The sequence below is a fragment of the Lacticaseibacillus salsurivasis genome, from assembly GCF_036246225.1.
In the GTDB taxonomy this organism is placed as follows: domain Bacteria; phylum Bacillota; class Bacilli; order Lactobacillales; family Lactobacillaceae; genus Lacticaseibacillus; species Lacticaseibacillus salsurivasis.
Map to the genome: position 1 here is coordinate 20,804 of NZ_BTTP01000005.1, position 25,758 is coordinate 46,561.

Annotated in this window: 23 protein-coding genes and 1 tRNA gene; 19 read left to right on the plus strand and 5 right to left on the minus strand. The window is 53.9% G+C overall.

Annotated elements, in window-relative coordinates; all coding sequences use genetic code 11:
* Positions 1-50 precede the first annotated feature (50 nt).
* Complete coding sequence (locus AAA927_RS05500) at positions 51-947, plus strand: LysR family transcriptional regulator (RefSeq protein ID WP_338216450.1); 897 nt, start codon at positions 51-53, stop codon at positions 945-947.
* On the opposite strand, the gene AAA927_RS05505 is transcribed toward AAA927_RS05500, so the two are convergent.
* On the minus strand, positions 930-1,409 hold the full coding sequence (locus AAA927_RS05505) for a ribonuclease H family protein (protein ID WP_338216453.1): 480 nt from the start codon (positions 1,407-1,409) through the stop codon (positions 930-932). The two genes, AAA927_RS05500 and AAA927_RS05505, sit on opposite strands and share 18 nt — an antisense overlap.
* A 110-nt stretch (positions 1,410-1,519) precedes the next feature.
* Between AAA927_RS05505 and AAA927_RS05510 the strand changes: the two genes are divergently transcribed.
* Positions 1,520-2,323: a Cof-type HAD-IIB family hydrolase gene (locus tag AAA927_RS05510; protein WP_338216455.1), complete on the plus strand. Its 804-nt coding sequence runs from the start codon at positions 1,520-1,522 to the stop codon at positions 2,321-2,323.
* Between the two features lie 355 nt (positions 2,324-2,678).
* On the plus strand, positions 2,679-4,034 hold the full coding sequence (gene brnQ, locus AAA927_RS05515) for a branched-chain amino acid transport system II carrier protein (RefSeq protein WP_338216457.1): 1,356 nt from the start codon (positions 2,679-2,681) through the stop codon (positions 4,032-4,034).
* Between the two features lie 26 nt (positions 4,035-4,060).
* Here the strand turns inward: brnQ and AAA927_RS05520 are convergent, their stop codons facing one another.
* The gene (locus AAA927_RS05520; protein ID WP_125579517.1) at positions 4,061-4,324 is read right to left on the minus strand and encodes a DUF2187 domain-containing protein; all 264 of its coding nucleotides are present in this window, start codon (positions 4,322-4,324) and stop codon (positions 4,061-4,063) included.
* A 165-nt stretch (positions 4,325-4,489) separates the two neighbouring features.
* Here AAA927_RS05520 and AAA927_RS05525 point away from each other — a divergent pair, with 165 nt between their 5' ends.
* The 11 genes from AAA927_RS05525 to AAA927_RS05575 all read left to right on the plus strand — a co-directional run bounded on the left by AAA927_RS05525 (position 4,490) and on the right by AAA927_RS05575 (position 16,636).
* A complete protein-coding gene (locus AAA927_RS05525; RefSeq protein WP_338216459.1) occupies positions 4,490-4,846 on the plus strand; it encodes a hypothetical protein in 357 nt (118 codons plus the stop codon).
* Positions 4,847-4,920: 74 nt separating this feature from the next.
* Entirely contained in the window at positions 4,921-5,742 is an 822-nt protein-coding gene (locus tag AAA927_RS05530; protein ID WP_338216462.1) for an HAD family hydrolase, read from the plus strand.
* Positions 5,742-6,731 carry an aldo/keto reductase gene (locus AAA927_RS05535; RefSeq protein ID WP_338216463.1) on the plus strand — a complete coding sequence of 330 codons (990 nt, stop codon included), beginning with the start codon at positions 5,742-5,744 and terminating at the stop codon, positions 6,729-6,731. Before AAA927_RS05530 ends, AAA927_RS05535 begins: the two co-directional genes overlap by 1 nt.
* Before the next feature lie 332 nt (positions 6,732-7,063).
* Positions 7,064-10,375: a SpaA isopeptide-forming pilin-related protein gene (locus tag AAA927_RS05540; RefSeq protein ID WP_338216464.1), complete on the plus strand. Its 3,312-nt coding sequence runs from the start codon at positions 7,064-7,066 to the stop codon at positions 10,373-10,375.
* A gap of 1 nt (position 10,376) precedes the next feature.
* Positions 10,377-11,618, plus strand: coding sequence for a pilin N-terminal domain-containing protein (locus tag AAA927_RS05545; RefSeq protein WP_338216466.1), 1,242 nt, complete (start codon positions 10,377-10,379; stop codon positions 11,616-11,618).
* A gap of 13 nt (positions 11,619-11,631) precedes the next feature.
* A complete protein-coding gene (locus tag AAA927_RS05550) occupies positions 11,632-13,218 on the plus strand; it encodes a SpaH/EbpB family LPXTG-anchored major pilin (protein ID WP_338216468.1) in 1,587 nt (528 codons plus the stop codon).
* A 24-nt stretch (positions 13,219-13,242) separates the two neighbouring features.
* Positions 13,243-14,073 (plus strand): class C sortase, encoded by an 831-nt coding sequence (locus tag AAA927_RS05555; RefSeq protein WP_338216470.1) that lies wholly within the window; start codon positions 13,243-13,245, stop codon positions 14,071-14,073.
* A 216-nt stretch (positions 14,074-14,289) separates the two neighbouring features.
* A complete protein-coding gene (locus tag AAA927_RS05560) occupies positions 14,290-14,625 on the plus strand; it encodes a PadR family transcriptional regulator (RefSeq protein WP_338216472.1) in 336 nt (111 codons plus the stop codon).
* Positions 14,612-14,959, plus strand: coding sequence for a DUF1048 domain-containing protein (locus AAA927_RS05565; RefSeq protein WP_338216473.1), 348 nt, complete (start codon positions 14,612-14,614; stop codon positions 14,957-14,959). Before AAA927_RS05560 ends, AAA927_RS05565 begins: the two co-directional genes overlap by 14 nt.
* On the plus strand, positions 14,956-15,870 hold the full coding sequence (locus AAA927_RS05570; protein WP_338216475.1) for an ABC transporter ATP-binding protein: 915 nt from the start codon (positions 14,956-14,958) through the stop codon (positions 15,868-15,870). Before AAA927_RS05565 ends, AAA927_RS05570 begins: the two co-directional genes overlap by 4 nt.
* Positions 15,857-16,636, plus strand: a complete 780-nt coding sequence (locus tag AAA927_RS05575; RefSeq protein ID WP_338216477.1) for an ABC transporter permease — start codon at positions 15,857-15,859, stop codon at positions 16,634-16,636. The genes AAA927_RS05570 and AAA927_RS05575 overlap by 14 nt, the downstream gene beginning before the upstream one ends.
* 58 nt (positions 16,637-16,694) lie before the next feature.
* Here AAA927_RS05575 and AAA927_RS05580 read toward each other — a convergent pair whose 3' ends face one another.
* Positions 16,695-19,232, minus strand: a complete 2,538-nt coding sequence (locus tag AAA927_RS05580; RefSeq protein ID WP_338216479.1) for an excinuclease ABC subunit UvrA — start codon at positions 19,230-19,232, stop codon at positions 16,695-16,697.
* Positions 19,233-19,279: 47 nt separating this feature from the next.
* Between AAA927_RS05580 and AAA927_RS05585 the strand changes: the two genes are divergently transcribed.
* Entirely contained in the window at positions 19,280-20,005 is a 726-nt protein-coding gene (locus AAA927_RS05585; RefSeq protein WP_338216481.1) for a nitroreductase family protein, read from the plus strand.
* Here the strand turns inward: AAA927_RS05585 and AAA927_RS05590 are convergent, their stop codons facing one another.
* Positions 20,006-20,425, minus strand: coding sequence for a MarR family winged helix-turn-helix transcriptional regulator (locus AAA927_RS05590; protein WP_338216483.1), 420 nt, complete (start codon positions 20,423-20,425; stop codon positions 20,006-20,008).
* A gap of 109 nt (positions 20,426-20,534) precedes the next feature.
* Here AAA927_RS05590 and AAA927_RS05595 point away from each other — a divergent pair, with 109 nt between their 5' ends.
* From AAA927_RS05595 to AAA927_RS05610, 4 genes are all read left to right on the plus strand, one after another.
* Positions 20,535-21,179, plus strand: coding sequence for an HD domain-containing protein (locus tag AAA927_RS05595; RefSeq protein ID WP_338216485.1), 645 nt, complete (start codon positions 20,535-20,537; stop codon positions 21,177-21,179).
* A 91-nt stretch (positions 21,180-21,270) separates the two neighbouring features.
* Positions 21,271-21,343 (plus strand) — tRNA-Thr (locus tag AAA927_RS05600).
* Between the two features lie 233 nt (positions 21,344-21,576).
* Positions 21,577-22,245, plus strand: coding sequence for a CPBP family intramembrane glutamic endopeptidase (locus AAA927_RS05605; RefSeq protein ID WP_338216487.1), 669 nt, complete (start codon positions 21,577-21,579; stop codon positions 22,243-22,245).
* Positions 22,246-22,354: 109 nt separating this feature from the next.
* Positions 22,355-23,284, plus strand: coding sequence for a DUF7916 family protein (locus AAA927_RS05610; RefSeq protein WP_338216488.1), 930 nt, complete (start codon positions 22,355-22,357; stop codon positions 23,282-23,284).
* 60 nt (positions 23,285-23,344) lie between these two features.
* Here the strand turns inward: AAA927_RS05610 and helD are convergent, their stop codons facing one another.
* Positions 23,345-25,630, minus strand: a complete 2,286-nt coding sequence (gene helD / locus AAA927_RS05615; RefSeq protein ID WP_338216491.1) for an RNA polymerase recycling motor HelD — start codon at positions 25,628-25,630, stop codon at positions 23,345-23,347.
* Positions 25,631-25,758 lie beyond the last annotated feature (128 nt).

Sequence of the window (25,758 nt, forward strand, 5' to 3'; positions counted from 1 at the left end):
TAATCAACTATCAGAGCATAAAATGAAATTCGTTCACATAAGGAGTCACTATGAGTAATTTTAGCTATCAAGTATTTCGGGCGGTGGTCGAGAAAGGAACCTTCATTCAAGCCGCGGCGAGCCTGAATGTCACGCCCAGCGCCGTCAGCCACAGTGTGAGTCAGCTGGAAACAGACCTGGGTTTTCCCTTGTTTATCCGCAACCGTACAGGCGTGGCGTTGACGCCAGACGGGGCGAAGGTGCTGCCGACGGTGCAGGCGATTTTGAATCTGGAAGATCAACTGGCGCAAATCGCCGATAACATCAACGGTCTGAATACTGGGCGGGTGCGGCTGGGGGCCTTTTCCTCAGTCTCAACCAACTGGCTACCGGGCATTATTCAAGCCTTCAAACGAGAAACTCCAGCAGTGGCGGTCTCGGTCATGCAAGGTGGGTTCAACGAAATTGGGGAGCAAGTGCGCACCGGGGCTGTGGATATTGGTTTTTCCTTGCTGCCGGTAGCGGAGGCGAATGTGGTACCGCTGCTCAAGGATCCGATTTACTGCATCACGCCGCGCGATTTTGTCCCGCAAAACGGGAAGACCATGACGGATGCCGATATGGCCAAACGCTCCTTTATCCTGCAGCAAGGCGACTATGACCGCGATACCAAGGCGGCGCTGGATCGTTACCAAGTGTCCACCAATTCGTTGGTGTATTCCGTCGATGACCAATCTATTTTGTCGATGGTGGAAGCGGGTCTGGGTTGGGGCGTGCTGCCAAAACTGGCGTTGCAAAAACTGACTGGCGATGTGAATATCTATCCGTTCTCTGAACCGTTCGCGCGTACGCTGTGTTTGGTGACGAATCCCACCACGCAAAAATCACCGTCAGTGGCGCATATGTTGACGGTGATTCAAACGTTTATTCAAACCAATTACCCCGATAATTTACTGCCGATCCGGTAGTTGATCCATGGTGTGATTAAGCGCGGCATCGACTTCGTTATTGTGCTGATTGGTGGCGTGGCCTTTGACTTTATGGAACACCGGCGCCTGTGGGAAGCGGCCGATTTGGGCCAGCAGCGCTTGCCACAGGTCGGCGTTGATGACCGGCTTGCCTTTTTTGCGCCAGCCGTTTTTCTGCCAGTTGACCCACCATTTTTCCGTCATGGTGTTGATGACATAAGCTGAGTCAGAGTAGATGTCAACTTGATAGCTGGTGTCGTTGATGGCAGTCAGGCCCTCAATAACGGCAGTGATTTCCATGAAATTGTTGGTGCGGCCATAATCGCCGCCGGACAGCATTTTCTTGTGCTCGCCAAAAATGAGCAGCGCTGCCCAAGCACTTTTGTCGGTGGGCTTGACCTTGCCGCCGGCGACGTTGCCGGTGTTGCGGTTGCCGCCGTCGGTATAGAGTTGAATGTTCATGTGCTGACCTCCTGCACTCTATTATACGCGAGCAGGACGTCACTTGGGTAAATCTCCAAATTCTGATAAACTAGATGCAATTCATTTTGACTGGAAAGGATGGCCCACGCATGCAACGAAAAATGATCGCCTTGGATTTGGACGGCACCACCTTGAATACAGAAGGGACGCTGACGGCGGCCACGGTGGCGACGCTCAAGCAAGCTGAAGCGGCAGGGCATCTGGTGGTGATTGCCACGGGCCGGCCGGATTCGATTTCTGAGCAGTTTTACGATCAGCTGGGGTTGCAAGGACCGATGATCAACTTCAACGGCGCCTTGATTCATATTCCGCATCAAGCGTGGGCCCATGAGCTCGAATCGACGATTCCAGTGGCGGATGCGCTGGATTTATTGACGCTGCGCCAGGATTATGCCATCAAGGTGATGGTGGCCGAGGGTAAGCAGTTGCTGCGGGCGGATCATGGGTACACCGACATTCCGTTTCTCCCCGATATGCCGCAGCCGGCTTCACGCTTTGACGCGGCGGGGCTCACGCAAGCCCCAGTTTCGGTGACCATGTTTATCGATGAGGCGACTTTGGAGCCGTTGACGGCTGCGGTCAAACAACGGCATCCAGAACTGATTGCTAAAACCTGGGGCGCGTGGAGCGGCGAAAACACGGCGCTGGAAATCACCACGGCCCATGCCAGCAAGTCGCGTGGCTTAGCGTATGTCGCCGCAGCGTATGGCATTGCCCAGGATGATATCATTGCCTTTGGCGACGACATGAATGATTTGGATATGATTGAATACGCCGGCGTCGGGGTCGCCATGGGCAATGCCCGCCCTGCAATCCTAGCCGCTGCCAATGCCGTCACGGCGCCAAATTCAGAAAACGGCGTCGCTCGATATTTGACGAAGTATTTATTGTAACAGGCTGCGGAGGCTGGCGTACTTAGGATGACGGCTAGCCTAGCTTAAGGCATTATCGCCGGGTTTGGCGATGAGGACTTAAGCGTAGCTGGACGCTCATCCGTTGCCAGGCGGAGCGCAACTAGGCAGGCTGCGAAGGTCGGCGGTTTTTAGCTCGATGAGTAGCCTAGCTATGAGCATTGCCGGCGTTCTTTGCCGGTGAGGCTCAGAGCGTAGCTACTCGCTCGAGCGTTGCCGACCGAAGCGCAACTATAACAGGCTGCGGAGGCTGGCGTACTTAGAATGACGGTTAGCCTAGCCAGTCGCACTGTCACTTTTCTGCCGCACTGACACCTTTGGAAAGGAGCCCGATGAGATGGGCGAACGCAAGCTCACGCGAGGCGAGCTATTTTTCATTGGCACCATGCTTTTTGGCCTGTTTTTCGGTGCCGGCAATTTGATTTTTCCGGTGTTTGTCGGGCAGCAAGCGGGACAGGCGTTGGGGCCAGCGGTGCTCGGCTTCCTGATTTCCGGCGTCGGCCTACCGCTGTTAGGGGTGGCGGCGATTGGGATGAGCAAAAGCGATGGCGTTTATACCATGGCGCAGCGCATCAATCGCCCGTATGCCTATGGCTTCACCTTGCTGCTGTACCTCTGCATCGGGCCGTTTTTTGCCTTGCCGCGCCTGGTGCCGATTTCCTATGAGATTGGCCTCGCCCCGTTCATCAAGCCGACGCAGGGCACCCTGGGTCTAGCAGTGTTTTCTGTGCTGTTTTTCGCGGCGGCGTGGTGGTTTGCACGTAAGCCGAGCAAAATCATGACTTACGTGGGGAAAATTCTGACGCCGGCGTTTTTGATTGCGCTGGCGGTTTTGCTGATTGCCGTGGTGGTTAAACCAATGGGCCGCGGCCAATTGCCGACCGCGACTTATCAAAGAGTGCCGGTGTTGACCGGGTTTACCGCGGGGTATTCGACCATGGATGCGCTAGCCGCGTTGGCTTTTGGCATCATTGTGGTGGATGCTATCAAGGATTTAGGGGTGACGGCGCCCACCCAAATTGCTAAGGATACCATCAAAGCTGGCGTGCTGGCGGCGGTGATGATGGCGGTGCTCTACGCACTGTTAGCTATTTTGGGGCGCAATGCCTTGGGCGAATTTGCCCGCGCCAGTAACGGCGGTCCCATTTTGGCCAATGTGGCCAATGCGTATTTTGGACCGGTGGGCAGCGTGCTACTGGCCATCATTGTGATTTTAGCCTGTTTGAAAACGGCGATTGGCTTGATCTCCGCGTTTGGTGATACCATGCACGAGCTTCTGCCGCAAGTGCCGTATCAAGGGCTGATCTTGGTCGCGACGATTTTACCCATCATCTTCGCCAACGCCGGCTTGAATCAGATTTTGGCGGTGGCCACGCCGGTGCTGTACTTCATCTACCCGCTAGCAATCACGCTGATTTTACTGAGCCTGCTGACGCCTTTGCTGGGGGCATCGCGGTGGCTGTTTAACACGGTGACGGTGTTCACGTTGGTGCCGGCACTACTGGATGGCCTCAACGCCTTGCCGGCCAGCTGGCATCACGGCGGCGTGCAAACGCTGCTGAATTTTGGCCGATATCTACCGGGGTTTGCTTACGGTTTAGGCTGGTGTGTGCCGGCAGTGCTGGGGCTGGCAGTCGGTTGGGTGCTGGCGCAACTGGCGGCGCATCACAACACTAAAAAAGACGGCGGTTGATGGCAACCGGCGTCTTTGTTTCATACTTAAGCTTGAGAATCAGCTTCGTCTTCTGATGGGGTGGGATTCGGCCGGCCGCCACCCAAGTTCTTGGTGATGGCCTTGAAGTTGATCACGATTTTGAAGTTAAGTTCAGCGGCGTTCGTTTTGTCGCTGGTTTCATAGTCCGTGATATCAAGCAGTGCCGAGTTTTCGTAAACCTTTTGCACGGTGCCGGTGAAGGGGTGGTCCATGTCTTCTTTGACCTTACACTTCACGGTATCGCCGAGATGAATGTCTTCTTTCTTCACTATCATCAGTTCCTTCCTAGAGCTATCAATGGTTAATTGATAGAAGGATAGTAGCGCATTGAGCAAGTGAAAGCAATAGACTTCATTTAATTCTTTGAATACTATAATTGTTTGCCAAACCGGCCTTCATTGGCTTATCGTATAAGGTGAACATTTTGAGAAGGGATGACTGAAGACATGGCTGAAAAGACGGTATTATTTGACGCGTTGAGTGATTCGGCAAAACATACAGCACTGGTGGGTTTTGCCAAGTTTTATATTGAAAAATATTACAATGAAGGGCTGGATTTGCTGGCTCAGATCGATGTGTCCGGGCATGTGGCAGACATCAACCAATGGCTGATTGATAACGATAGCTTTTTGAAAGCAGAAAAGCTAGACGGATTGGTCGCCGATCGCGGCGATAACATGGCGGCATTGTTGGTCGCTTTGAAGGCGCCGTTTACCGCTAACGGTCAGCCAGAAACGCCTTGGAATACCTGGTTCAAGGATGAAATTGGACAGGCCCAGCAAGGTCGCTAACCCGCAAAGCAGTCGTGCATGATGCCGACTGCTTTTTTGGTATAATAACAGCGAGTGGCGAAGGAGGGCGACGCATGGCACAATATTTGATCGTTTCGGATGTGGATGGCACGCTGGCATATGATAGCACCACGATTTCGGTTCGCACCAGCCAGGTCATTAACCAGCTCCTGGATGCTGGTCATCTGTTTTACTTAGCCACCGGGCGGATGTACGCCTTGGCAGCGGCGATGGCCGAGCAGATTGGCCCACGGGCGGAAATTATTTCGGCCAATGGGGCCGCCTATGAATTTTCCGGCCAAAAAACGCATCACTTGCTCGGTAGCAAAGCGCTAGCCGCGATTGAAGCCGCCGCTGCCAGTAACGGCTTAACGGCAGTGTATTTTACCGACACGGCGGTTTATTATGTCACCACGCCACCGCCTGCCATCGAGCAAATGCTGTATTCCTTTGCGCCTAAGGATGTCACTATTGACGTGACGCAACTGCCAGATATTACGGCGCTGCAAACCCATAGTGATGAGATTACCAACGGCATTATTTTCTCGCTGAGTGATCCTGAAGCTTTGGCCAACACCCGCGAGCAACTGGCGGCTCAGTCGCTGCTGCATCTATCGGCCTCAGACCCGACCAACATTGAGTTAATTCCCAAGCATGTGGATAAGGCCAATGCGATTTTGGAACTGCAAGCCAAAACCGGCATTCCTAAGGACCACACGATTGCCTTCGGGGATGGCCTGAATGACTTGGGGATGCTCAAAGCCGCCGGCATCAGCGTTGCCATGGGTAATGCGGTGCCAGAGGTTAAAGCGGTCGCCAAGTATGTGACTGAGACCAATAAAGAAGATGGTCTCGCCCAATTTTTACTGCGGTTTTTCGATAAGGAGGAAAGCTAATGTATCAAGCCCAAACAGAGCGTTATGAAGGCGTACCCGTCCGGCCAGCCGGGAATTCCGGGTTAGTGATGCCACCGATTTCTTTAGGCCTGTGGCAGCATTTTGGTAGCGGTGATCCCCTAGCGGCGCGCCGCGATGTGATTTTGGCCGCCTTTGACCACGGTGTCTTTCAATTTGACGTGGCTAATCACTATGGCGATGGCGATTTTGGTTCCAGCGAAGCATTGCTCGGTCAGGTGTTAGCCAATGAGCTCAAGCCATACCGCGATGAACTGGTGATTGCCACCAAGGTCGGCTACGAAATCCATCCCGGCCCGTTTGGCACTGGCACCTCGCGTAAAGCGATTTTGCAAGGCATCGATGATTCGCTGCGCCGGCTGAAGCTTGACTATGTGGATCTCTATTACGCTCACCGCTTTGATGCTGGGGTGCCAGTGGCGGAAACCGTGCGGGCGCTGGATGATGTGGTGCGCCAAGGCAAAGCTCTGTACATTGGCGTCTCCAACTATGATACGGATCAGGCCAAGCAGGCGATTGCCTTGTTCAAGCAGCTGGGCACGCCGTTTGTGGTGGACCAGATGAGCTACAACATGTTCAACCGCAGCGTTGAAACCAGCGGCTTGCTCGATGAGCTGCGGGCTGCTGGGGCTGGGGTAGTGGCTTACGGGCCGCTTTCGGAAGGATTGCTGTCAGATCGCTATCTAACTGGCATTCCCGATACCTTCAAAATCCATCCGACCAACGAAGGCACTTTTGCGCATGGCCACGAGGCGGTAGTGACGAAGCTTAACGCCTTGAATGAAATTGCGCAAGATCGAGGTCAAACGCTGTCGCAAATGGCCCTGGCCTGGCTGCTGCGAGATCCAATTGTGGCGTCGGTGCTGGTCGGTACCACTAGCGTTGAGCACTTGATCGATGACCTCAAAGCCTGTGAGCACCTCGAATTTACCGCAACCGAATGCGAAGCCATTGACAATATCCTGGCCTGAGTGAATATTTCACAAACTGCGGTGTTCGCGGGCTATTCTGGTTGGCGAGGCACCTCTAACAAAGACTAAATATAAATATATTTTTGCCCCAGACCCTTGTTGCTTAAAGGATTTGGGGCTTTTTGTATACCCCATTTATTAAAATAACTATCGCTATGTTTCCCTTCTCACAATTCACCATGCTAGGCTTAATATAAGCAGGTATTAAACGTTTGTATAATGTTTACCTGTCAATGCAGAAGCAAGGGGGAACAGAGATGAACGGAAAATGGTACGACGATACTTAAAGTGACACTGCTGTTGGTCATCTCAACGACACAAGGGGGAAGCCCATGAAAGCAAAAATAATGCATGGCTTCATGGTGGTCGTGCTGCTCTTCATGCAGCTGATGAATCTGGGGGGTATTCAAACCGCCGCGGCGACGACGCCGGATCAGATTGAAAAGGTCATCACCACAAGCAATGCGCTAGATGTCAACGTCACAGGTACGGTCCAAGGCGATCAGATTAACTGGGCGCTTAGTTACAACAAAAAGGACCAAGGCGAACTGCGCGCCCTTAAAGTGCGGGTTTCGACCGATCGAGACGCGACGCTGCGCTTAGCACCGAAAGCTAATCAGCTGGTGCAAGCGATGCAGGGCCAAGATAGCCAGCCGAAAAATCAATGGTGGATTGAAAAAGCCTACAGCCGCTCTTCACAAAATGTGCTGTACTATTCGACGCCAAAAACGAATAACCGTTTGTACGTTGCCGTTGAACTGAACCGTCGCGAAGTGGCGCAGACGGCGCAGCCAACGACCGCGACCGTGGAAGCAGCCGATGCTGAAGCGGACCCTGACCCTCTCCAAACACCAGTCGATTCTGCATTGACTGATACCTTGGTGGGGCCAGTTGAAGTGCTGCTGCCGCTTTCGACCGCAACGGAAGAAGAACAAGCCGTTGCTATCGAACGCCCAGCCGCTAACACCCCACAAACCGAAGCAGACGCAGCGAATACTGTGGATGCTGTGGAAGAAAAAGTCCAAGCGACGCACGGACTGCTGAACGCGAATGTTTACGCTAAGGAATATGACCGTAGTCAGAGCTTTAGTCTTGAAGACTATCGGATGCCACTTGACTACACGCCAGTAGGTACGGCTGACGGCGTGTACCCAACTAAAGCGTGGGCCTTCAAGGACAACACCAATGTGAAAAATCATATTGGTGGGAATAGCCAAGAGAACAAACTATATAGTAATACCGGCGTTGTTGATGCTAATAACAACACTTGGTTGGACTATGGTGCGAACAAATCGAATCCGGACTTCCGTATTCGGAAGTACGCCAAGGAAACTTCGACCAAGGGTTTGTTTGATGTTCAGCTGGACATCAAAGGCAATACCAGTTCGAAACACCACAAGATGGCGATTGTGCTTGTGTTGGATTACTCGGGAAGTATGAAAGGTGATCGACGCTCCGCCATGATTAAAGGGGTCGAAGATTTCATGACCCGCATTAAAACGGCTGGGCTTGAGAATGATGTCTATCTCGGCGTGGTCGGCTATGAAGGCGATGAAAAGGCCCGCTTTAGCGTCGACGTTAAGTCGGTTAAAGAAAATGAAGCAACCATCAAGAGCGAGATTACCGCCGCCGCTGAAGGTGGGACCTTTACCCAAAAGGGTTTAGAGCTGGGCAAGGGTTTGCTCGATAAAGTGACCGAGATTGAAGATAAGCAGATGATTTTGCTGACAGATGGCGTGCCAACTTACTCATATGAAGTGCTTAACAGCAAAAAACTACCTGACGGTACTATCATTGGCACCAATTTTTCTTCGACCAAGGAAGGCGCTGGTAACACGGCACGCTTCCCAGAAGAATACAAGGATAATGACAACAATACGATCAAAGATACTTGGGCAGCAACGCTTGGGACAGCATATGCAATCAAGCAAGAAGTCACACTGCGGGCTTTAGGTATTCAGCTTCCAGACGATACCTACAAGGAAAATGGTAGAGATAAGACTTATATGACCAAGGCAGAGGTTGAGGCGCAGATGCGGAAACTGCCTAGCGTAGACAGTAAGGGGCAACCGCTGTATCAAACAACCGATACTGCTGCCGCTATTACCACCTACCTTAGGAGTCTAGCAGATGATGTGGTCCAAAACTTCAACACCGTTGTTGACGGCGTCGTCTCCGACCCGCTGGGCAGTCAGTTTAGTTATGTATCAACCAATGCGACAGTGACGCATGGCACAGCGACTAAACCGACGGCAACGATTGCAAATGGCAAGTTGACCGTCACTGATCTTAATCTGGGTAAAGATCAACAAGTCTCAATCAAATACCAAGTGCGCATCAACACTGAAGCTGAAGGCTTCAAAGCTGATCACTGGTACCAGATTAATGGTAATACGACCTTTGACGCCAAAGAAGGTACCCCAACCGTTAACTTTGGTGTTCCTTCTGCCAAAGCACCTTCAAAGGTTTACACAGTGAAAAAAGAATGGCATGACATTGAAGGCGCGGGGAAGCAACCAGCAAGTTTGCAGGTTCATATTGCCCGCGAAGGCTCAACCTTTGCCAATGCTCAGACCCTGACGCTCACCCCGAATGGTGAATGGACCCAGACGTTCACGGATGTTGCCTATGGTAATCAAGGCCAAGCCTTGAAGTACATGGTAGCGGGGGAAGTTGGTGCCGATGCTTCGTATGTCTCAATTCAAAAATATGATGCGAACACCTTTACGTTGACTTTGATTAACGTGCAATATGGCGTTCAGGTGGAAAAGGAATCAACGGATCCGCAATATCCAATGTCTGCTACCGCAGCTAAGACTGCGCAGTTCATGTTAAACACATACAAGAATCAAGATTTCACTGACCCAAGTGGGACAGGTCTGGTTACCGGTATGCCTCAGGGGCTTGCTGAAGGATTCTATGGCATCAAGGAAACTGCTGCCCCAGAAGGCTTTGAATTAGACCCAACCGAATATCTGTTCCGGCGCGACAGGGCAGGCAAATGGTTCTATTACGGCTTCCGTAAAGACGGCAGCAGTATCAGCACTCCACGCGAGATTAGCGGCACCGTGAACTTGAATCAAGTTGATGGCAAGTATGATCGCTTTGAACTGGTAAATGGTACCTTGCTGAAATTGGTGAAGTACAACGCACCCAAACGTAACTTGAAACTGGTTCTGGTCAAGAAAGGCTTCATGGACAGCTTCCTGCCAGATGCCAAATTCACCTTAACCGGTCCTGAAACCGAAACTTTGACCTCAGTGGCAACTGAAGCTGGGGTGACGGCAGAAACCAAACTTTTTGGTAACGATGCATACACCTTGACCGAAGTCGAAGCCCCAGGTGGCTATGAAAAGCTTGATGCGACAGTTTCAATTCAAGTGAACGCCAAAGGCACCGACGCTACGGTGAAGGTTGACGGTCAGCTTTTGACCAGCAATGGCGTCGCAGTTGAGGGCTACTCCTACAAGCTCTCTGGCGACACGCTGACCATCACGGCTATTAACCAGCTTGCTGTGCAAGAAATGCCTGTCACCGGTGGCCCTGGCCTTAATGCGTTTATCGCCAGTGCTTTGGTACTGATGGTGGGCGCAACCGCAGCGGGGTTGACCCTGCGCTACAAGAAAGAACAGGAGGGACGGTAAGATGCTCAAGCGAATTCTCTTTAGTATTGCCGCAGCCGCAATGGCGCTCCCATTCCTGCAGGCAACCCCAACTCAGGCCGCGACGAAGAACGTCGACATCGTGGTGCACAAACGGATCCACGATGATGCGCGGCTGAACACAGACACATGGTCATACGAAAACGACGGTAGTCTCAAATCCAAAATTGAACTGGCAGAAACCAAAGGCCTCAACGGCGCCGAAGTGGTCCTCTATGATGCCACGAAGTTGTACCAAGAAGCCCTGGAAGATGGGAAGACGCCGACTCAATTTGTGAATGAATGGCGCAACAAGAATCGCATGGACGCCTTCGCAGAAGCAGAAGAAAATCTGGACCTGCTGGCGACCAAAACGACCCAGGAAGGGTTCATGGAAGATGGCAGTCGCGAAGACGGGATTGCTCGCTTCACCGTGGCGCAGAAGGTTGGCACTCAATATGCTGCGTACCTGCTCCTCGAAAAGAGTGTGGCATCGGATCATAGTTTTGACGTCGACTTAAGCACCATGGCTGCCCCGATGATGGTGGTCATGCCGATCATGAATGCTGACGGCGCCGCAATGGACAACATTCATATCTACGCCAAGAACGTTGCCTATGTCCGGGACCCGTACTTCTTCAAGTTTGGCCGGAATGCGGCAGGCGATGATGTCCGCGTCCAAGGGGCAGTCTTTGCCCTGTATCAAATCGTGAACGGCGAAAAGCTTTGGTTGAGTACGGATCTTAGCGAAGCGCCGCGGAATGAATGGATCACTTCCAGCAATCCGCTGACCGATGAAGCGGTTGATAAGTTCATCTCCGATAAAGACGGTTTGGTGAACACCGGGACCCGGTTCTTAGCTAGCGGCACCTACTACTTTGAAGAACTCAAGCCAGCGCTGGGCTACATCAATAACCTTGGCGCCACTGGAGTTAAGGTCGAAGTGCCAACTTCATGGACCAAGCCAGATGGCAGTTTCAATCCGGTGTTGGTCAATGGTGAAGTGTTGAATGAAACGACAGCTGGGGTCGTTAGCGATGCTCAAATCGCGATTGGCCGCCCGCGCGTTTATAACATCCGAGAAAAAGAAGACCAGGGCAACGTGACGGTGGTGGCTAAGCCATCAACGCCAGCTGGCAAGCTGCCCCAAACCGGCAGCGTGATTTCCGGCTTGCTGATTGCCCTTGGCGCAGCGTTAATGCTCGGTGCATGGCTGCTTCAACGCCGTGCCCACACCAAGAATTAGGAGGACCCACTTAATGAAAATGACAATGAATAAAGTGTCCCGTGCTGCCCTTGCTGGCTTAATGGTTTGCGGCCTCGCTTTGTCCGCTGCCCCAGCATTGAATGCGGCCCCGGAAACGGTGCGGGCAACGGCGGTAAGTCCGACTTTACCGAGTAAGGTTACCGTGCAAATCAATAAGAAGTTCATCGATGCCAATTATCAACTGACGCCCAACACCGGGGAAACCATCGCGGCTCTTGAAGCGCTTGAAAGCATTGGTAACGTAAAATTTTCTGCCTATGATGTGACGAGTATCTTCTATGACTTACAGGCCGCTAATCCTGGTGTATCTGCGGAGGATTTAACCAAGGAGATTGTGGCCGACTGGAGTGAAAAATATAAAGAATCCACGCCAGTGAAAGCATCTGGTACGACTGACTCACAAAAGGGCACGCTCGATTTTACCGATCTGGAGACGCGTACGGCAGACGGTAAATATAAATTGTATCTCTTCGAAGAAGGGGACAGTGACCGTACCAACTTACTGCGTTCTGTGCCGGTGGTTGTCGGCATGCCAGTGCGTAATGCAGCAAAGGACGGCTTCTTAAAGACCATCAAGATCTATCCGAAGAATACGGGGATGACGAAAGAGCTGACCAACCTGAATGGTAACAATGCTGACAACGGCAATGTCTACAACTATGAAGTTGGTCAGGAACTGCACTACGAAACCAACTTCGTCATTCCTCATGGGATCCGAGAAGCCGGTACGAAATTCAAATCCATCAACCTCACTGACCTCATGTCAGAGGTTGGAACCACGCTGGTTGGGGAACCAACCATCACCATTGAGGGTGAAGATACAGACTTGCATGGTCTCTTTGTGGCCGCAGGCACCTACACGGACTCCAATGATGCTGGTTGGAAGGATCATGCGGGCTTCAAATATGAGATTGATTTGGAAAACGGAAGCAAGGAAAGCGAGATCATCGCATTACTGAACAAGATTGAAGGGAAAGCCCTGTCCGTCAAATACACCATGAAGATAAATAAGCATGCGGTGCCGAATCAAGAAATCGGCAACACCTTCACGGGTCAATTTGGCAATGGGCCAGAGATGACCATCGTTGATGAATCCGAAGAAGTTGAAACTAGTGGCCATAAGTTCAAGAAACACGATGCTTATGATGTTAATCAAGGCTTACCAGGCGCTGATTTCAAACTCAAAAATAGCGACGGTCTATGGGCAGTCCTTGACGACGAGACAGCCTCGGCAGGGACTTACATGCCAAATGACATTGATTGGGTAGAAAATGAGAATGACGCCACTGTGTTGACTTCTGGTGCAGGTGGCCATTTACAAATCAATGGTCTTGAATCTGGTAGCTATAAGTTGGTTGAAATTGCGGCCCCAACTGGCTACGAAATCACCACTGCGGTAACAGATTTCACCGTGGCCAAAGGCGCCCCTGAAACAACTGCGCTTGGCTCAGACAACATCGCCAACACCCCACTCGATGGCGAACTGCCATTGACTGGTGGCATGGGCATTGCGGCCTTCCTGATTGTCGGGACGGCAGCGATGGGCACAGCGGTGATTTACAAGAAGCGCCACGCTTAATTCTAAGTCAAAGGAGTGAAGGAGATGAGCAAAAAGCGCCGCGCCAGCCTCAAAGCTGAGCTGTTCGTGACCATCCTGTTTTTTACCGGTCTGGCCGTGTTTGCTTATCCCTTCGTGGCCCGCGCTGTGAATACCCTCACCTTAAGTGCTCGGGTGACGCGGGACCGGAAAAAAGCCGAAGCCAATGTGAAGCGGCAACAGGCGAAGATCAAGCGGGAAAACGAGGCTTTGGCCAAGCAAGGCTTGCGCCCAAATGCTGATGTTTTTACCCAAAAAGGCCAAGGGGTGCAGCAGATCAAAGCGCTACGTGAGCACCTGATTGGGGCGGTGACGATACCCAGTCTGGCGGTGAATCTGCCGCTTTACGACACCACCAATGAGGTTCTGATGGAATCAGGCGCAGTGGTGCTGCCAGGGACGAGTTTCCCGACTGGCGGTGCTAGCACGCACACGGTGATGACGGCCCATAGCGGGATTCCCAGCAAGACGCTGTTCGATGATCTGCATGAGCTGAAAAAAGGTCAGATTTTCATTTTCACCATCGATGGCGAGCATCTCGCCTACAAGGTGAATCGTATCAAGGTGATTGAGCCAGATGATGTGTCGAGTTTGCAGATCGAGCCAGGTAAAGACTTGGCCACACTCATGACTTGTACACCAATCGGGCAAAATTCTCATCGTCTGCTGGTCACCGGCTACCGGGTCCCTTACACCGAGCAAGCCGCCAAGGCCAGTACCCGGAGCACCACGCGGGCCAAGGCCTTGAGCTGGGCGGTGATTGCCGCCGCGGTACTGGGGCTGGTGCTCCTTGGGTATCTGATTTATCGCCTGGTGCGGAAGCACCGTCGCCGTTAAGGCGGCAGAACGTCCTCGTTCATGAAGCGAGGGCGTTTTTGCTTGCACGAGAAAATTTTTTCAAATAACGTTGACAGGCCAGCTACTCGCTGTTACTATGCACCGGTACCTAGCAACAAAGAGTAGCTATCATTTGGCCCACTCTTGCTAGGACTCACAAGCTAGCAAGTGCCGCATGCCGCCAAGCGATGGCGGCGTAAGAGAAAGGTGAAGACAGTGAAGGGTTTAACGGAATTACTCAAAGGCGCGCTGGAAGGAATTGTCCTGCAGCGTATCAGCGAAGGCGAAACATACGGCTACGAGATCACGACGTATCTGGTCAATCTAGGCTTTGAAGACATCGTGGAAGGTACAGTGTATACCGTGCTGCTGCGGCTGGAGAAGAAAGGGCTGCTCAACGTCGACCGGCGCAAGTCAGAAATGGGGCCGCCGCGCAAGTTCTACACGTTAAACCCCGCCGGCACCCAGTATCTACAAGAATTTTGGCAGAAGTGGGAGTTTTTAGCCGCCACCATGGCCACATTGAGGGAGCAAGGTAATGATGAACATTAAAAACAGTTTTAATAACATGATCAAAGACAAAAAACGCTACCGGCAATTTCTTAAGGACGTCAAGCAGCTGCCGGCGGCATATGCCGACACGGTGACGGCGTTAACCAAGTATATTTGGAGCTTCGCCGGAAGCGGCGCGATGATGGATGTGCTGGAGGAAGTGCTGCACATTTTTCAAGAAAGTGCCGCCGATCAGGTCCCAGTGCGGCAAATTGTTGGCGAGGATCCGGTTGAATTCGCCGAAAACATCATGGCGCAATATCCAGAAGAAATGTGGCTGATTAAGTATCGCAAGCAGCTGCGGCAGAAAGTCAAAGAGGCTGAGCGAGAATGAAAGCAATCGTTGTCAAAGGCGTGACCAAGGACTTTGGCGCGCTGCCGGTGCTAAAAGGCGTCAATCTTGAAGTGGAGCAAGGCGAAATCTTCACTTTGCTCGGCGCAAATGGGGCCGGGAAAAGCACATTGATCAATATTCTCACCACGCTGTCGCAGCCGACTGCCGGCACCGTGGTGATCATGGGGCTGGACTCGCGCACGGCCGGCAATCAGGTGCGCCGGCTGATGAGCTTGAATGCGCAGGCTACCACACTGGACGGCGAATTCACCGGCGCCGAGAACCTGCGTTTGATTGCCCGGCTGCGAGGGGTGAAGGATGTCCCAGTCGAAATTGATGAGCTGGCGCAGCGGCTGGATTTGACCAGCTTTTTGAACCGGAAAGTCAAAACCTATTCTGGCGGCATGCGGCGGCGCTTGGATTTGGCCATGTCCTTGCTGGGTGATCCGCAGCTGATTTTTCTGGATGAGCCAACCACTGGGGTTGATCCGCAAAACCGCCTCGCGCTGTGGCAGATGATTAAAGAACTGCGCGACGCCGGCAAAACCGTGTTCCTCACCACCCAATATCTCGATGAGGCTGACGCTTTATCCGATCATATCGCGTTCATTCATGATGGTGTGATCGTTAAATCGGGCACGCCAGCGGCCATCAAGCAGCGGGTCACGGCGACTTATACCCTGCAAGTCGCGCCAGCTGATGAGGCTGTCGCAACAGCGACGCTCGGGGCGGCAGGCATTGCCTTTACCCCGACAGAACATGGGCTTTCGCTGACTGCTACGCAGGCCGAGCCAGCCCTGGCGGCACTACTCGATGCAGGGGTGACGGTAGAACATTACGACCAGGATGAAACCGATTTGGAATCGGTCTTCCTCAATGTCACCAAGGAGGCAGTTCATGCAAACCTTTAACCAGCTCCGCACGTTAACCGGGCGCATCATCCGGCAAAACCTGACGAATGCCGATACCATCATTACGGTGATTGCGATGCCGGTGTTCATGTTACTGTTTTTCGTCTATGTCATGGGTGGCAACATTGCCACGACTGGGGCAGGCGGCGCCCAGGCTTATCTGCGTTACGCTTTGCCCGGGTTTCTGCTGCTGACAATGGCGATGGGGTCAGCTTACACCTCAATGCGCATCAACCTCGACCGCACTTCAGGCTTTTTGGATCGGCTGCACTCACTGCCGATTGCCCGCTGGGTGATCTTGGGTTCGCATGTCCTCGCGTCAGTGACCTTTATGCTGATGGCCGAAGCACTGGTCTTTCTGGTTGGCGTGCTGATTGGCTACCGCGCTGATGTGACCGTCAGTTCGGCGCTGCTGTTTGTTAGCTTGTCGGTGTTGTTCGGCCTAGGCATCACGCTCCTAGCGATTCCATTTTCGCTGAAGGCCGACAACTACGCTTCTGCTGGCGGCTTCTCTTATGTGCTCCTGATGCTGCTGTTTGTCAGCTCGGCTTTGATGCCCACCACTGGGATGGCGAAGCCCGTTCAGTTCTTTGCTGATCATCAGCCGATGACCCCGATTGTGAACACCGCCCGCGGCCTGCTGAATCAGGCGGTGGCGGTGAGCCAGCACACTGAATGGCTCGCGGCCGCTTGGTTAGTCGGCACCATTGTGATTTGCGGTTTCCTGTCCTATCGCGTCTATGTGCGGATGTTTCTAACGCGCTAAACCCGATTCAAAAAATGTGCCCGCGGCGCTTGGCTGAGGGCACATTTTTTTGCTGCAATCACTTGGCGAAATGTGCTAGGTGAGCGGCAAGGTAATGGCCGGTGTGACCGGCTTCGCTTTGGGCCACCTCTAGCGGCGTGCCGCTGGCGACGATTTCACCGCCGAAGCGACCCCCTTCAGAACCGAGATCAAGCAGGTAGTCGGCATTGGCCAGAACATCAAGGTCATGTTCGATGGTGAGCACCGTGCCGCCGGCGTCGATCAGATGCTGGAACACTTGCAGCAAGGTGGCCACGTCCAAGGGATGCAAACCGACGGAGGGTTCATCGAAGACAAATAGCGTGCCTTTTTGGCTTTTCCCCATGTGAGCTGTGAGCTTGAGACGCTGGGCCTCGCCACCCGAGAGGCTCGGGGTGCTTTCACCGAGGTGCAAGTAGCCCAACCCCATGTCATGGAGCGTCTGCAAGGTTTGCTCGATTGCGGGTTGGTCAACGAACACTGGCAGGGCTTCATCGACGCCCAGATTCAACAGATCCGCAATGGATTGGCCCTGCCACTTGATCTCCAGTACCTCCGGGTTATAGCGCCGGCCTTGACAGGTTGGGCAAACTTGCTGCATGTCAGGCAGGTATTGGATGTCCAAACTGATTTGCCCGGTACCGCCACAAGTCGGGCAGGCGCCAGCAGTCACGTTATAGGAGAAGTTGCTGGCGGTGTAGCCCCGCTGTTGGCTGGCGGGCAGGCTGGCGAAAAGGTCGCGCAGGCGGTCGAGAATGTTGGTGTAAGTTGCCACGGTTGAGCGCACATTTTTGCCGACGGGGCTGGCATCGATGGCCACCACGCGCCGCAGGCCGCCGCGGTGCAAGTCCTGGACAAAGCTGGGCGCGGGCTTGGTTTTCGTCGCCGTTAAAGCCGGGACTAGTGCATCAAACACCAGCGTTGACTTGCCGGCCCCAGAAAAACCGGACACGGCGCTCAGCTGGTTGGCCGGGAAGGTAGCAGTGAGTTGGTGCAGGTTGAAGCGGTCGGTGACGGTAACGCCGTACCACTTTTTGGCGGTCACGGTGGCGCGCTGGGCAGTCGGCCGCACAATCAAATCGGCTTGGCCGGTGAGATACGGGCCGATCAAGGAGTGCGGCGCCTTGGCGATAGCGGCAGGCGAGCCTTGATTGATCAAGCGACCACCAGCGGCCCCGGCACTAGGGCCGATTTCAAGCACCTCATCAGCGGCTTCGATGATGGCCGTGTCGTGATCAACCACCACGACGGAATTACCTTGTGCGACCAAACCGCGCATCACGGCAATCAAACCGGCCACGTTAGCGGGGTGCAGGCCAATCGACGGTTCATCGAGCACATACAGGACGCCGGTGGTTTGCGTGCGCAGGGTGCGCGACAGTTGAATCCGTTGTAGCTCACCGGTGGACAAGCTGGCGCCGGCGCGACTGAGCTGCAGGTAAGACAACCCCAAATCCAGCAGTGGCTGCAAAATCGTGGTTAACTCGCGGATGATATCATGCGCTAAGGCTTGCATGTCTTCTGGCAGCCAGGTATAGATGGTGGGAATGAACGCCTGCAAGTCACTCAGCGTCATGGCGGAGACATCGGCAATGGTCTTGCCTGCGATCAGCTGATGCAGCAGCTCGGGCCGAAAACGCGTGCCATGGCAAGTCGGGCAGACATCGAAGCGGTAGAAACGATTCAGCCGGGTGATGGCGCGCTCGTTCGTGGTCGTCGCCATGGAGTCTTCCACGGCGTTGAAGGCATTTTCGAACATGGCATTGTCCATGTGGAAAATCTTGCCGGACTTGCTGGGAATGTTAATCGAGTAGGTGCGCTTGGTGCCGTGCCAAACCATGTCTTGCTGCTTTTTTGGCAGGTCCTCAAATGGGGTGTCGATATCGATGCCGATTTGCTGGGCCACCAGCGGCATAAAGTTGCGGCCGGGCAGACGCCAAGAAGCAACGGCGCCGTTGCGAATGGTCAGGCTAGGGTCTGGAATCAGCCGATCCGTGGCGAGGGTTTTAGCTTCGCCGGTGCCGTTACAGGTGGGGCAGGCGCCGGCGGAGTTAAAAGCGAAGTCTTTCGCGCTAAAGGCTTGGAATTTGACGCCACAAGTGGGACAGGTGATTTCACCCATGCCGCTGCCAGGTTGATTAGGGAGATCCATGCTCTGGGCAATGGCCAGCGTGGGCGGGACCTGATGGCCATTGGGACACTGGGGCGACCCCAGGCGAGAAAACATCAGGCGTAAGACATTCAGCGCCTCAGTGGTGGTGCCGACAGTGGAGCGAATGCCAGGCACCACTGGCCGCTGACGCAAGGCAATGGCGCTGGGGATGTGCTGAATCGATTCAACTTGGGCATGGCCGACTTGGCCGAGCCGGCGCCGGGTGTAAGTCGACAGCGCCGAGACATAGCGCCGCATGCCTTCCGCATACAACACGCCCATCGCCAGCGATGATTTGCCGGAGCCGCTGCGGCCTGTGATGGCCACTAGCTTGTGCAGGGGGATATTCACATTAACATGTTTGAGGTTATTGACGTACGCGCCAGTGACCCGAATTTGATCTGGAATCGTGGTAGACTGTGACATAGAAACCCTTCTTGGTGGATAAATTTGATGGTGAAAGTAGGCAAAACATGACTGAGCAACCTTTGAAACATCGCAGTATTCGCGACTTTGCCGCGGCGCCGAGTGCCGCGCAACAGGCAGCACTCGAAACCATCGCGCAGGAAACTGCCTCGAGCAATTATTTGCAGCAGTTCACCTTGATTAAGGTGACGGATACAACCAAAAAGCAGACCATCGCTGAGCTGACGCATTGTCCGTTTGTGGCCGGGCCGGGGCTGCTTTATGTGTTCGTGCTGGATACCCACCGCAACTTGCGGCAGGTGCCCGATGCTGACGTCCATAATTTAACCGGCTGGGCGGCGTTTCTCGCTGGTGCCGCGGATTGCCAATTAGCAGCGAAGGCGCTGGTTAGTGAAGCCGAAACGCAAGGGCTGGGGACGTGCTATTTGGGCAGTATCTTAAATGACCCGCGGCAGATGATTAGCCTCTTGAAGTTGCCGCGCCATACTTTCCCGTTGCTTGGCGTGATGGTCGGCGTGCCAGAAGGCTTATCGCAGCCGAAGCCCCGCCTGCCGCATGCAGTGGTGGTTGGGGCCAATCAATACCCAACCTGGGATGCTGCTGCCCTTCAGGACTATGATAACACCACCCGCGATTATTATCGGAATCGCCCGGTGAATGCCCGCGATAGCGGCTTCGTCGACATGCTTTTGGCCTACACAAAAACCGACCTGCATCAAAGAGATGAGATCGGTCGAATTTTGAAGGCGCAAGGGTTTGACTTGCCCCAATGATTACTCTGGATTAATCAGCACCTCATTAGCCTGATCCAGCAAATCAATGAGTTTGTTGAATTGCTTTTTACCGAGGCCGGCCTTGAGCGTGTTCATTGGCTTGAAATAGGCTTCCGCCATTTCCCGCACGGCTTGTTTGCCCGGTTCGGTAACCACCAAGGTAAAACTGCGGTTATCATTAGGGTCACCGATCCTCTCCAGCAGACCATCATCGAGCAGTGGCCCCATCATTTTGGTGATGGCCGCTTTGGACAGGCCCATAGCATCGGCCAGTTCGGTTGGGGTAGGCGGCGTATCCTCTGCCGCCACCCAAAACAGCAGATTTTGCTGCGCCAGGGGCCGCTCCTGGGCGCCTTCTGTGGCGGTGAGGCGGGTGAACTGGTTCAAGGTTTGGTTGATTTGAAGATGACGCAACTTCATGACGTTCACTTCCTTTACGTGGGTGATCTGGTTGACTACTTTAAGCATAGCCGGTTGCCAGTAAGGAAAGCAATTAAGAGGCGTCAGGGAAACTGGAAGGAGTAAGCATATGACCCCAGAAACACAATTAATGGCCTACGCGGAGGCGGTGCTGGCGGCGGACCATAGCGGCCACGGGCTGGACCATATCAAGCGGGTGGTGGCCACGGTCAAAACCCTGCTCGTGCAGACACCAGCAGCTAATTCGCGGGTGGCCATTGCCGCGGCGACGCTGCATGATACCTATGATGACAAACTGGTGGCCGACGTGGCGGTCGCTAAAGCTCAAACTGGCAAGACATTAACCACGGCCGGGTATGTCGATGAGGAGCAACAAGCCATTTTTGCCATTATCGATCACATGAGCTTTAAGGCCAACCTGGCAGGCCATCAGCCCCTGACGCTGACCGGCCAGCTGGTGCAAGATGCCGATCGCCTGGATGCCATTGGCGCCATTGGCATTGCCCGGGCGCTGATGTATGGCGGTGCCCACGCCCGCCGGCTGTACGATCCAGCGGTGCCACCGCGCCGTGAGTTGGACGCGACCAGCTACCGCGACACCACCAGCACCACGATTGACCATTTTTACGAAAAGCTGCTTAAGCTGAAGGATCAGATGAACACCGAAGCCGCCAAAACCTTGGCCGCTGGGCGCCAGCAGGTCATGCTTGACTATCTCGCTGAGTTCAAAGTCGAGTGGCAAGGTGAACGGTAAAAAATTCTGTCGGAATTTTCCGGCCGAGGGTTGCGAGCACCTGATATATATAGTATATTGTTTAGGCAGTTGTTTTTACGAACAACGACATGCCGTCTTAGCTCAGTAGGTAGAGCGCATCCATGGTAAGGATGAGGTCGTCGGTTCAAATCCGATAGACGGCTGCACAGACCCGACAGAGATGTCGGGTCTTTTTGATATCAGGCTGCGGAGGTCGGCCGGTTTTAGCCGGATGGGTAGCCTAGGCCAAGGCATTGCCGTCGCACTTAGACGGCGAGGCCTTGGTCGTAGCTAGCCACTCCGGCGTTGGCGAGCCGGAGCGCAAGTATGCAGGTTGCGATTGCTCCGGCATTGGCCAGCCAAAGTGCAACTAGATACTGCAGAAAAGAGGTTCCTCATGCTCAAACTACTTGGACGGGCATTGCTGACGATGTTGGCATTTGTTGCTTATTCCTTTGCCCAGTCGCTGGCGCTGGTGCCAACGCTAATGACGAAAGGCCAGGCTAGTGCCTTAGAAGTGGCTGGCGTCTTCATCGTGGTGTTTGGCGCCTTGCTTTGGGGACTGTGGCGCTTGTACCAACGCTTTTTGGCGAAGGAGCCGCAAGGGAAGCAATGGAGCCTCAAGCGCCTGGACCGGCAAACCTTGGGCTTTACCGTGCTGATGGCGGCGCTGTTGATCCTCATTCAAATCGGTGGCGGCTACTTGCAATTGCGGCACATCACCGCCGAGCCGGCCAATCAAAGCGCCCTTTTGCAGTTAATGCAACAAGCCCCATTGGCGATGGTGCTGATTGCCTGCGTCGGCGGCCCGGCCGCGGAAGAATTGATTTTTCGTGGACTGTTGATGCATTGTTTCCCGCAACAGGATCAAACGCGCTGGCGCGCCTTAAGCGGCTTGGTGTCGGCGGTGATTTTCGGCCTAGCGCATAGCGGCTTCAGTGATCCGCTGAATTGGCTGATTTATGCCGGTTTAGGCGCGGTGTTTGCCGCAACGTACGCCCACACGAAAGATATTCGCTATTCAATGGTGCTGCATTTTCTCAACAACTTAGCCGCCTTATTATGATTCAGCATCGCGCTCGCGGTGCTTTTTTGTATGGGTGGCAGACTTGAACCGGGCGTCTCGTAAGTGTACCCTCGAACCTGTAAGCGGTTTAGCACAAGGAGGAATTTATATGGTAAAACGTTTGATTAGTGCCAATACCAGTGAGGTATTGGCCATGAATGGTGAGGAATTGAAGCAAAGCATTAAGGCCTCAGAAGGGCGCACGGTGCTGTCGGAGAATGTGGTCCTGCATGAGCCTGGCGATGGCATCACCACAGCGGAAATTGCGGCGGCGTTTGGCGCGGATTTGATTTTGCTGAATGTGCTGGATGTGTTTAATCCGGTGATTTTGGGCCTGTATCCCGGCGAAGAAACACTGGCCACGGCCAAACCGCATCATGATGGCGAAAGCATTCATCGGCTGCAGAAGCTGGTGGGCCGGCCAATCGGCGTCAACCTTGAGCCGGTGGATCCTGATGCCGACATGGCGGAAAACCGCCGCGTGATTCCGGCAGGGCGGATGGCCTCAGAAAAGACTTTGATTGAAGCGGAAAAACTTGGGATGAATTTTGTCTGCCTGACCGGCAACCCTGGCACTGGCGTTACCAACGCCCAAATTGCCGCTAACATCAAAGTGGCCAAGCGCGTCTTCAGTGGCTTAATCATCGCTGGCAAAATGCACGGCGCTGGTGTAAACGAACCGGTGGTTTCCGTGGAAGCCACGCAAAGCTTCCTTGATGCTGGGGCTGATGTGATTTTGGTGCCAGCCGTGGGTACCGTGCCAGGGCTCGATGATGCTGATATTAAGGCTGTGGTGCAGCTGGCGCACGCCCATGATGCGCTGGTGATGAGCACGATTGGCACGTCGCAGGAAGGCTCCGGCGCTCGCTATGTGGAGTCGATTGCCGTCCGCAACAAAATCGATGGGGTCGACATTCAACACATGGGGGATGCCGGCTGGGGTGTCGTGTCACCACTGGAAAACCTTTACGCCTTAAGCCGCGCGATTCGCGGCGAGCGGCATACCATTGCTCGCATGGCGCGGTCCATCAACCGTTAACCTAGAGTCAAAGCAAAAAAAGACCGTCATTGTCCAAACTGGACGATGGCGGTCTTTGCGTTACGAGTGGATTTGCGCAGTCGGCTGACGCGTGTACAAACTGGGATCAAGGCTACTTAACAGCGGACTCGGTGCATCCAAGCTAATTAACACCAAGGTATGCAAGGCACGCGAGGCCAGGGTGTACAAGGTATCGCGGTCGCCGGGGTGATCGTAAGTGGCAGCCGAAACGTCAAAGCCAATCACCGCATCAAATTCCAGCCCTTTGGCCAGGTAAACCGGTAAAATCACACAGCCGGTTTGCATCTGATGGTCATTGGGCGAGAGCAGGGTAATCGGCACGTCGAGCTGAAGCGTCGTGAACAGCTGCTCGGCGGTTTGCATATCACGAGTCAAAATCGCTACCGTGGTGTTGGTGGCGAGGAGTTGGGTCACCTGCTTGATGAGGCCGTTGCGGTAGTCCGTGCGGGGCAGGGTGAGCACCTGCGGCTTTTGACCGTCGCGGTTGAAGGCCTGAATGTGATCACTGGCCGGCAGAAAGGCTTTGGCAAAGTTGGTAATGGGCAGCGTGGACCGATAACTGCGGTTCAAGGCAATGAGCCGCATACTACTGCGCGGAAAGACGGTTTTGATGTCGTGGCTGAAATCACTCGGCGCATAGTCGCTGCTGAAGACATCCTGGCGGGCATCGCCCAGCAAGGTCAGCTTGGCTTTAGGAAAGGCGAAGTGCAAATAGCGCAGCTGCGCCATGCTGTAATCCTGCATTTCATCGATGAAGACATACTGAATATTGTGGTTACGGCCAGTGCCAGCAATCAAATCACGCAAGTACAGAATCGGGGCGGCATCGCTGAGGCGCAGGACGTGTTGCTCCAAGTCTTGGCGGTAAGCGGTGATCATCTCTTGCCACACCGCCGTGTTCACCGGCGCTTGGCACTGGCTCAAGAAGCGCGCGTAATCTTCATACGGATCCAAGAAGTAGTCATTGTAGATGGCGTCATATACCGGGGCGAAGGCCTGCTTGACGAGCTGGGTGGCAATATAACGCTGCTCGTCTTCGCCAGTGTCAAAGCGGCGGTCCTGCAAAAAGTCGCGAATCTGCTCATCGCTTAAGCTACCCAAGGCGTCTTGCACCCAGTCTTCGTACACCGCCATTTTGATGCGGGTTTTGAGGCGGCGAATGAGCGTGTTTTTGGTGTCGAGAAACTTGTTGGCTGCGGTGGCTTGCGCCGGCTGGCTGGCGTAGATTTTGGCAATCGTACTGGCGGCGAAGAACACCTCACCGTTCAGGACGATGTCGACAAAGTACGGAATCTGGCCAGGTGTGTTGGCGTAAGTTTTCAGGGCGGTTAAGTAGGCGGCGTCTTCCTTGTAGCGCCGCATGGTTTTGGCGGCTGCAGGGAGGCCATTTAAGTCGCGTTCATAGCGTTCGAACAAGGTTTCCACATGCAACCCAGAGAAACGCTTGGCCAAAAACTCGCCTAAGGTGGCCTGGCGCATGTTCTTTTCCCCTAAACTAGGCAGCACGGCGGAAATGTAGTTGGCAAACAGCTGGTTGGGTGAAAAGAGCACCATCTGATCGGCGTCCAAACCGCTTTGGCTGTGGTACAGCAGGTAGGCGACGCGCTGGAGCACCGCGGAGGTTTTCCCTGAACCGGCGACCCCTTGCACCACCAGCAAGTCATGGCTGGTATCGCGGATAATATCGTTTTGTTCCTGCTGAATCGTAGCGACGATGTTCTTCATATAAATGTCGCTTTGCGCGCCGAGCACGGCTTGCAGGATTTCGTCGCCGACGGTTTCATCGGTATCGAACATATTGGTGATGTGGCCGTTTTGAATCGTGAACTGGCGTTTGTTGACCAGCTGCACGGTTTCGGGGCCGAAAGGGGCAGCGTAGGTGACTGGCCCCAGCGTGCCGTTGTAGTAAATGGCGGCAATCGGGGCCCGCCAGTCGTACACCAAAAACTCATCATCGCTGTCGATGAAAGTGCCCAGGCCGATGTATAAAGTGTCAGGCTGACCGTCCTGAATGATGTCGATGCGGCCGAAATACGGGTTGTCTTGCAGGAGCCGGAGCCGCTTTTGCTCGCTTGCGAGAATCATTTCGTTTTCCACCGCGCGGGCAACCATGGTTTTCTGCTGCTGGACGGCGGCGTTGGTTTCCATTCGGTCATCGATTTCGGTGACGTTAACCCGGGTGGCTTCGCCGTATGCCTGCTCGATGCGGGTGGTTTCCGCATGGGCCTTGGCGATTTGATCGGCAATGGCAACCAGTCTGGCCTTGATGCGACTGCGCACCCAGTCCACCCGGGTTTGTTCTTCGGCTTGAGTCATATTTTGCACAGCGAAGGCCTCCTTTGGTGAAATCGTCCTACTAGTTTAGGGCACCGGCGCACAAAAGTAAAGTGACCAGCGCACGGCTGTTCGCTTACGATTTGTCAGCTATGTTATGATTAAAGTATCAATAAAAG

Excerpts from the sequence above, each read along its gene's own strand:
- AAA927_RS05500 (WP_338216450.1), top strand. The coding sequence starts at position 51 with ATGAGTAATTTTAGCTATCAAGTATTTCGGGCGGTGGTCGAGAAAGGA.
- AAA927_RS05505 (WP_338216453.1), bottom strand. The coding sequence starts at position 1,409 with ATGAACATTCAACTCTATACCGACGGCGGCAACCGCAACACCGGCAAC.
- AAA927_RS05510 (WP_338216455.1), top strand. The coding sequence starts at position 1,520 with ATGCAACGAAAAATGATCGCCTTGGATTTGGACGGCACCACCTTGAAT.
- brnQ (WP_338216457.1), top strand. The coding sequence starts at position 2,679 with ATGGGCGAACGCAAGCTCACGCGAGGCGAGCTATTTTTCATTGGCACC.
- AAA927_RS05525 (WP_338216459.1), top strand. The coding sequence starts at position 4,490 with ATGACTGAAGACATGGCTGAAAAGACGGTATTATTTGACGCGTTGAGT.
- AAA927_RS05530 (WP_338216462.1), top strand. The coding sequence starts at position 4,921 with ATGGCACAATATTTGATCGTTTCGGATGTGGATGGCACGCTGGCATAT.
- AAA927_RS05535 (WP_338216463.1), top strand. The coding sequence starts at position 5,742 with ATGTATCAAGCCCAAACAGAGCGTTATGAAGGCGTACCCGTCCGGCCA.
- AAA927_RS05540 (WP_338216464.1), top strand. The coding sequence starts at position 7,064 with ATGAAAGCAAAAATAATGCATGGCTTCATGGTGGTCGTGCTGCTCTTC.
- AAA927_RS05545 (WP_338216466.1), top strand. The coding sequence starts at position 10,377 with ATGCTCAAGCGAATTCTCTTTAGTATTGCCGCAGCCGCAATGGCGCTC.
- AAA927_RS05550 (WP_338216468.1), top strand. The coding sequence starts at position 11,632 with ATGAAAATGACAATGAATAAAGTGTCCCGTGCTGCCCTTGCTGGCTTA.
- AAA927_RS05555 (WP_338216470.1), top strand. The coding sequence starts at position 13,243 with ATGAGCAAAAAGCGCCGCGCCAGCCTCAAAGCTGAGCTGTTCGTGACC.
- AAA927_RS05565 (WP_338216473.1), top strand. The coding sequence starts at position 14,612 with ATGATGAACATTAAAAACAGTTTTAATAACATGATCAAAGACAAAAAA.
- AAA927_RS05570 (WP_338216475.1), top strand. The coding sequence starts at position 14,956 with ATGAAAGCAATCGTTGTCAAAGGCGTGACCAAGGACTTTGGCGCGCTG.
- AAA927_RS05575 (WP_338216477.1), top strand. The coding sequence starts at position 15,857 with ATGCAAACCTTTAACCAGCTCCGCACGTTAACCGGGCGCATCATCCGG.
- AAA927_RS05580 (WP_338216479.1), bottom strand. The coding sequence starts at position 19,232 with ATGTCACAGTCTACCACGATTCCAGATCAAATTCGGGTCACTGGCGCG.
- AAA927_RS05585 (WP_338216481.1), top strand. The coding sequence starts at position 19,280 with ATGACTGAGCAACCTTTGAAACATCGCAGTATTCGCGACTTTGCCGCG.
- AAA927_RS05590 (WP_338216483.1), bottom strand. The coding sequence starts at position 20,425 with ATGAAGTTGCGTCATCTTCAAATCAACCAAACCTTGAACCAGTTCACC.
- AAA927_RS05595 (WP_338216485.1), top strand. The coding sequence starts at position 20,535 with ATGACCCCAGAAACACAATTAATGGCCTACGCGGAGGCGGTGCTGGCG.
- AAA927_RS05605 (WP_338216487.1), top strand. The coding sequence starts at position 21,577 with ATGCTCAAACTACTTGGACGGGCATTGCTGACGATGTTGGCATTTGTT.
- AAA927_RS05610 (WP_338216488.1), top strand. The coding sequence starts at position 22,355 with ATGGTAAAACGTTTGATTAGTGCCAATACCAGTGAGGTATTGGCCATG.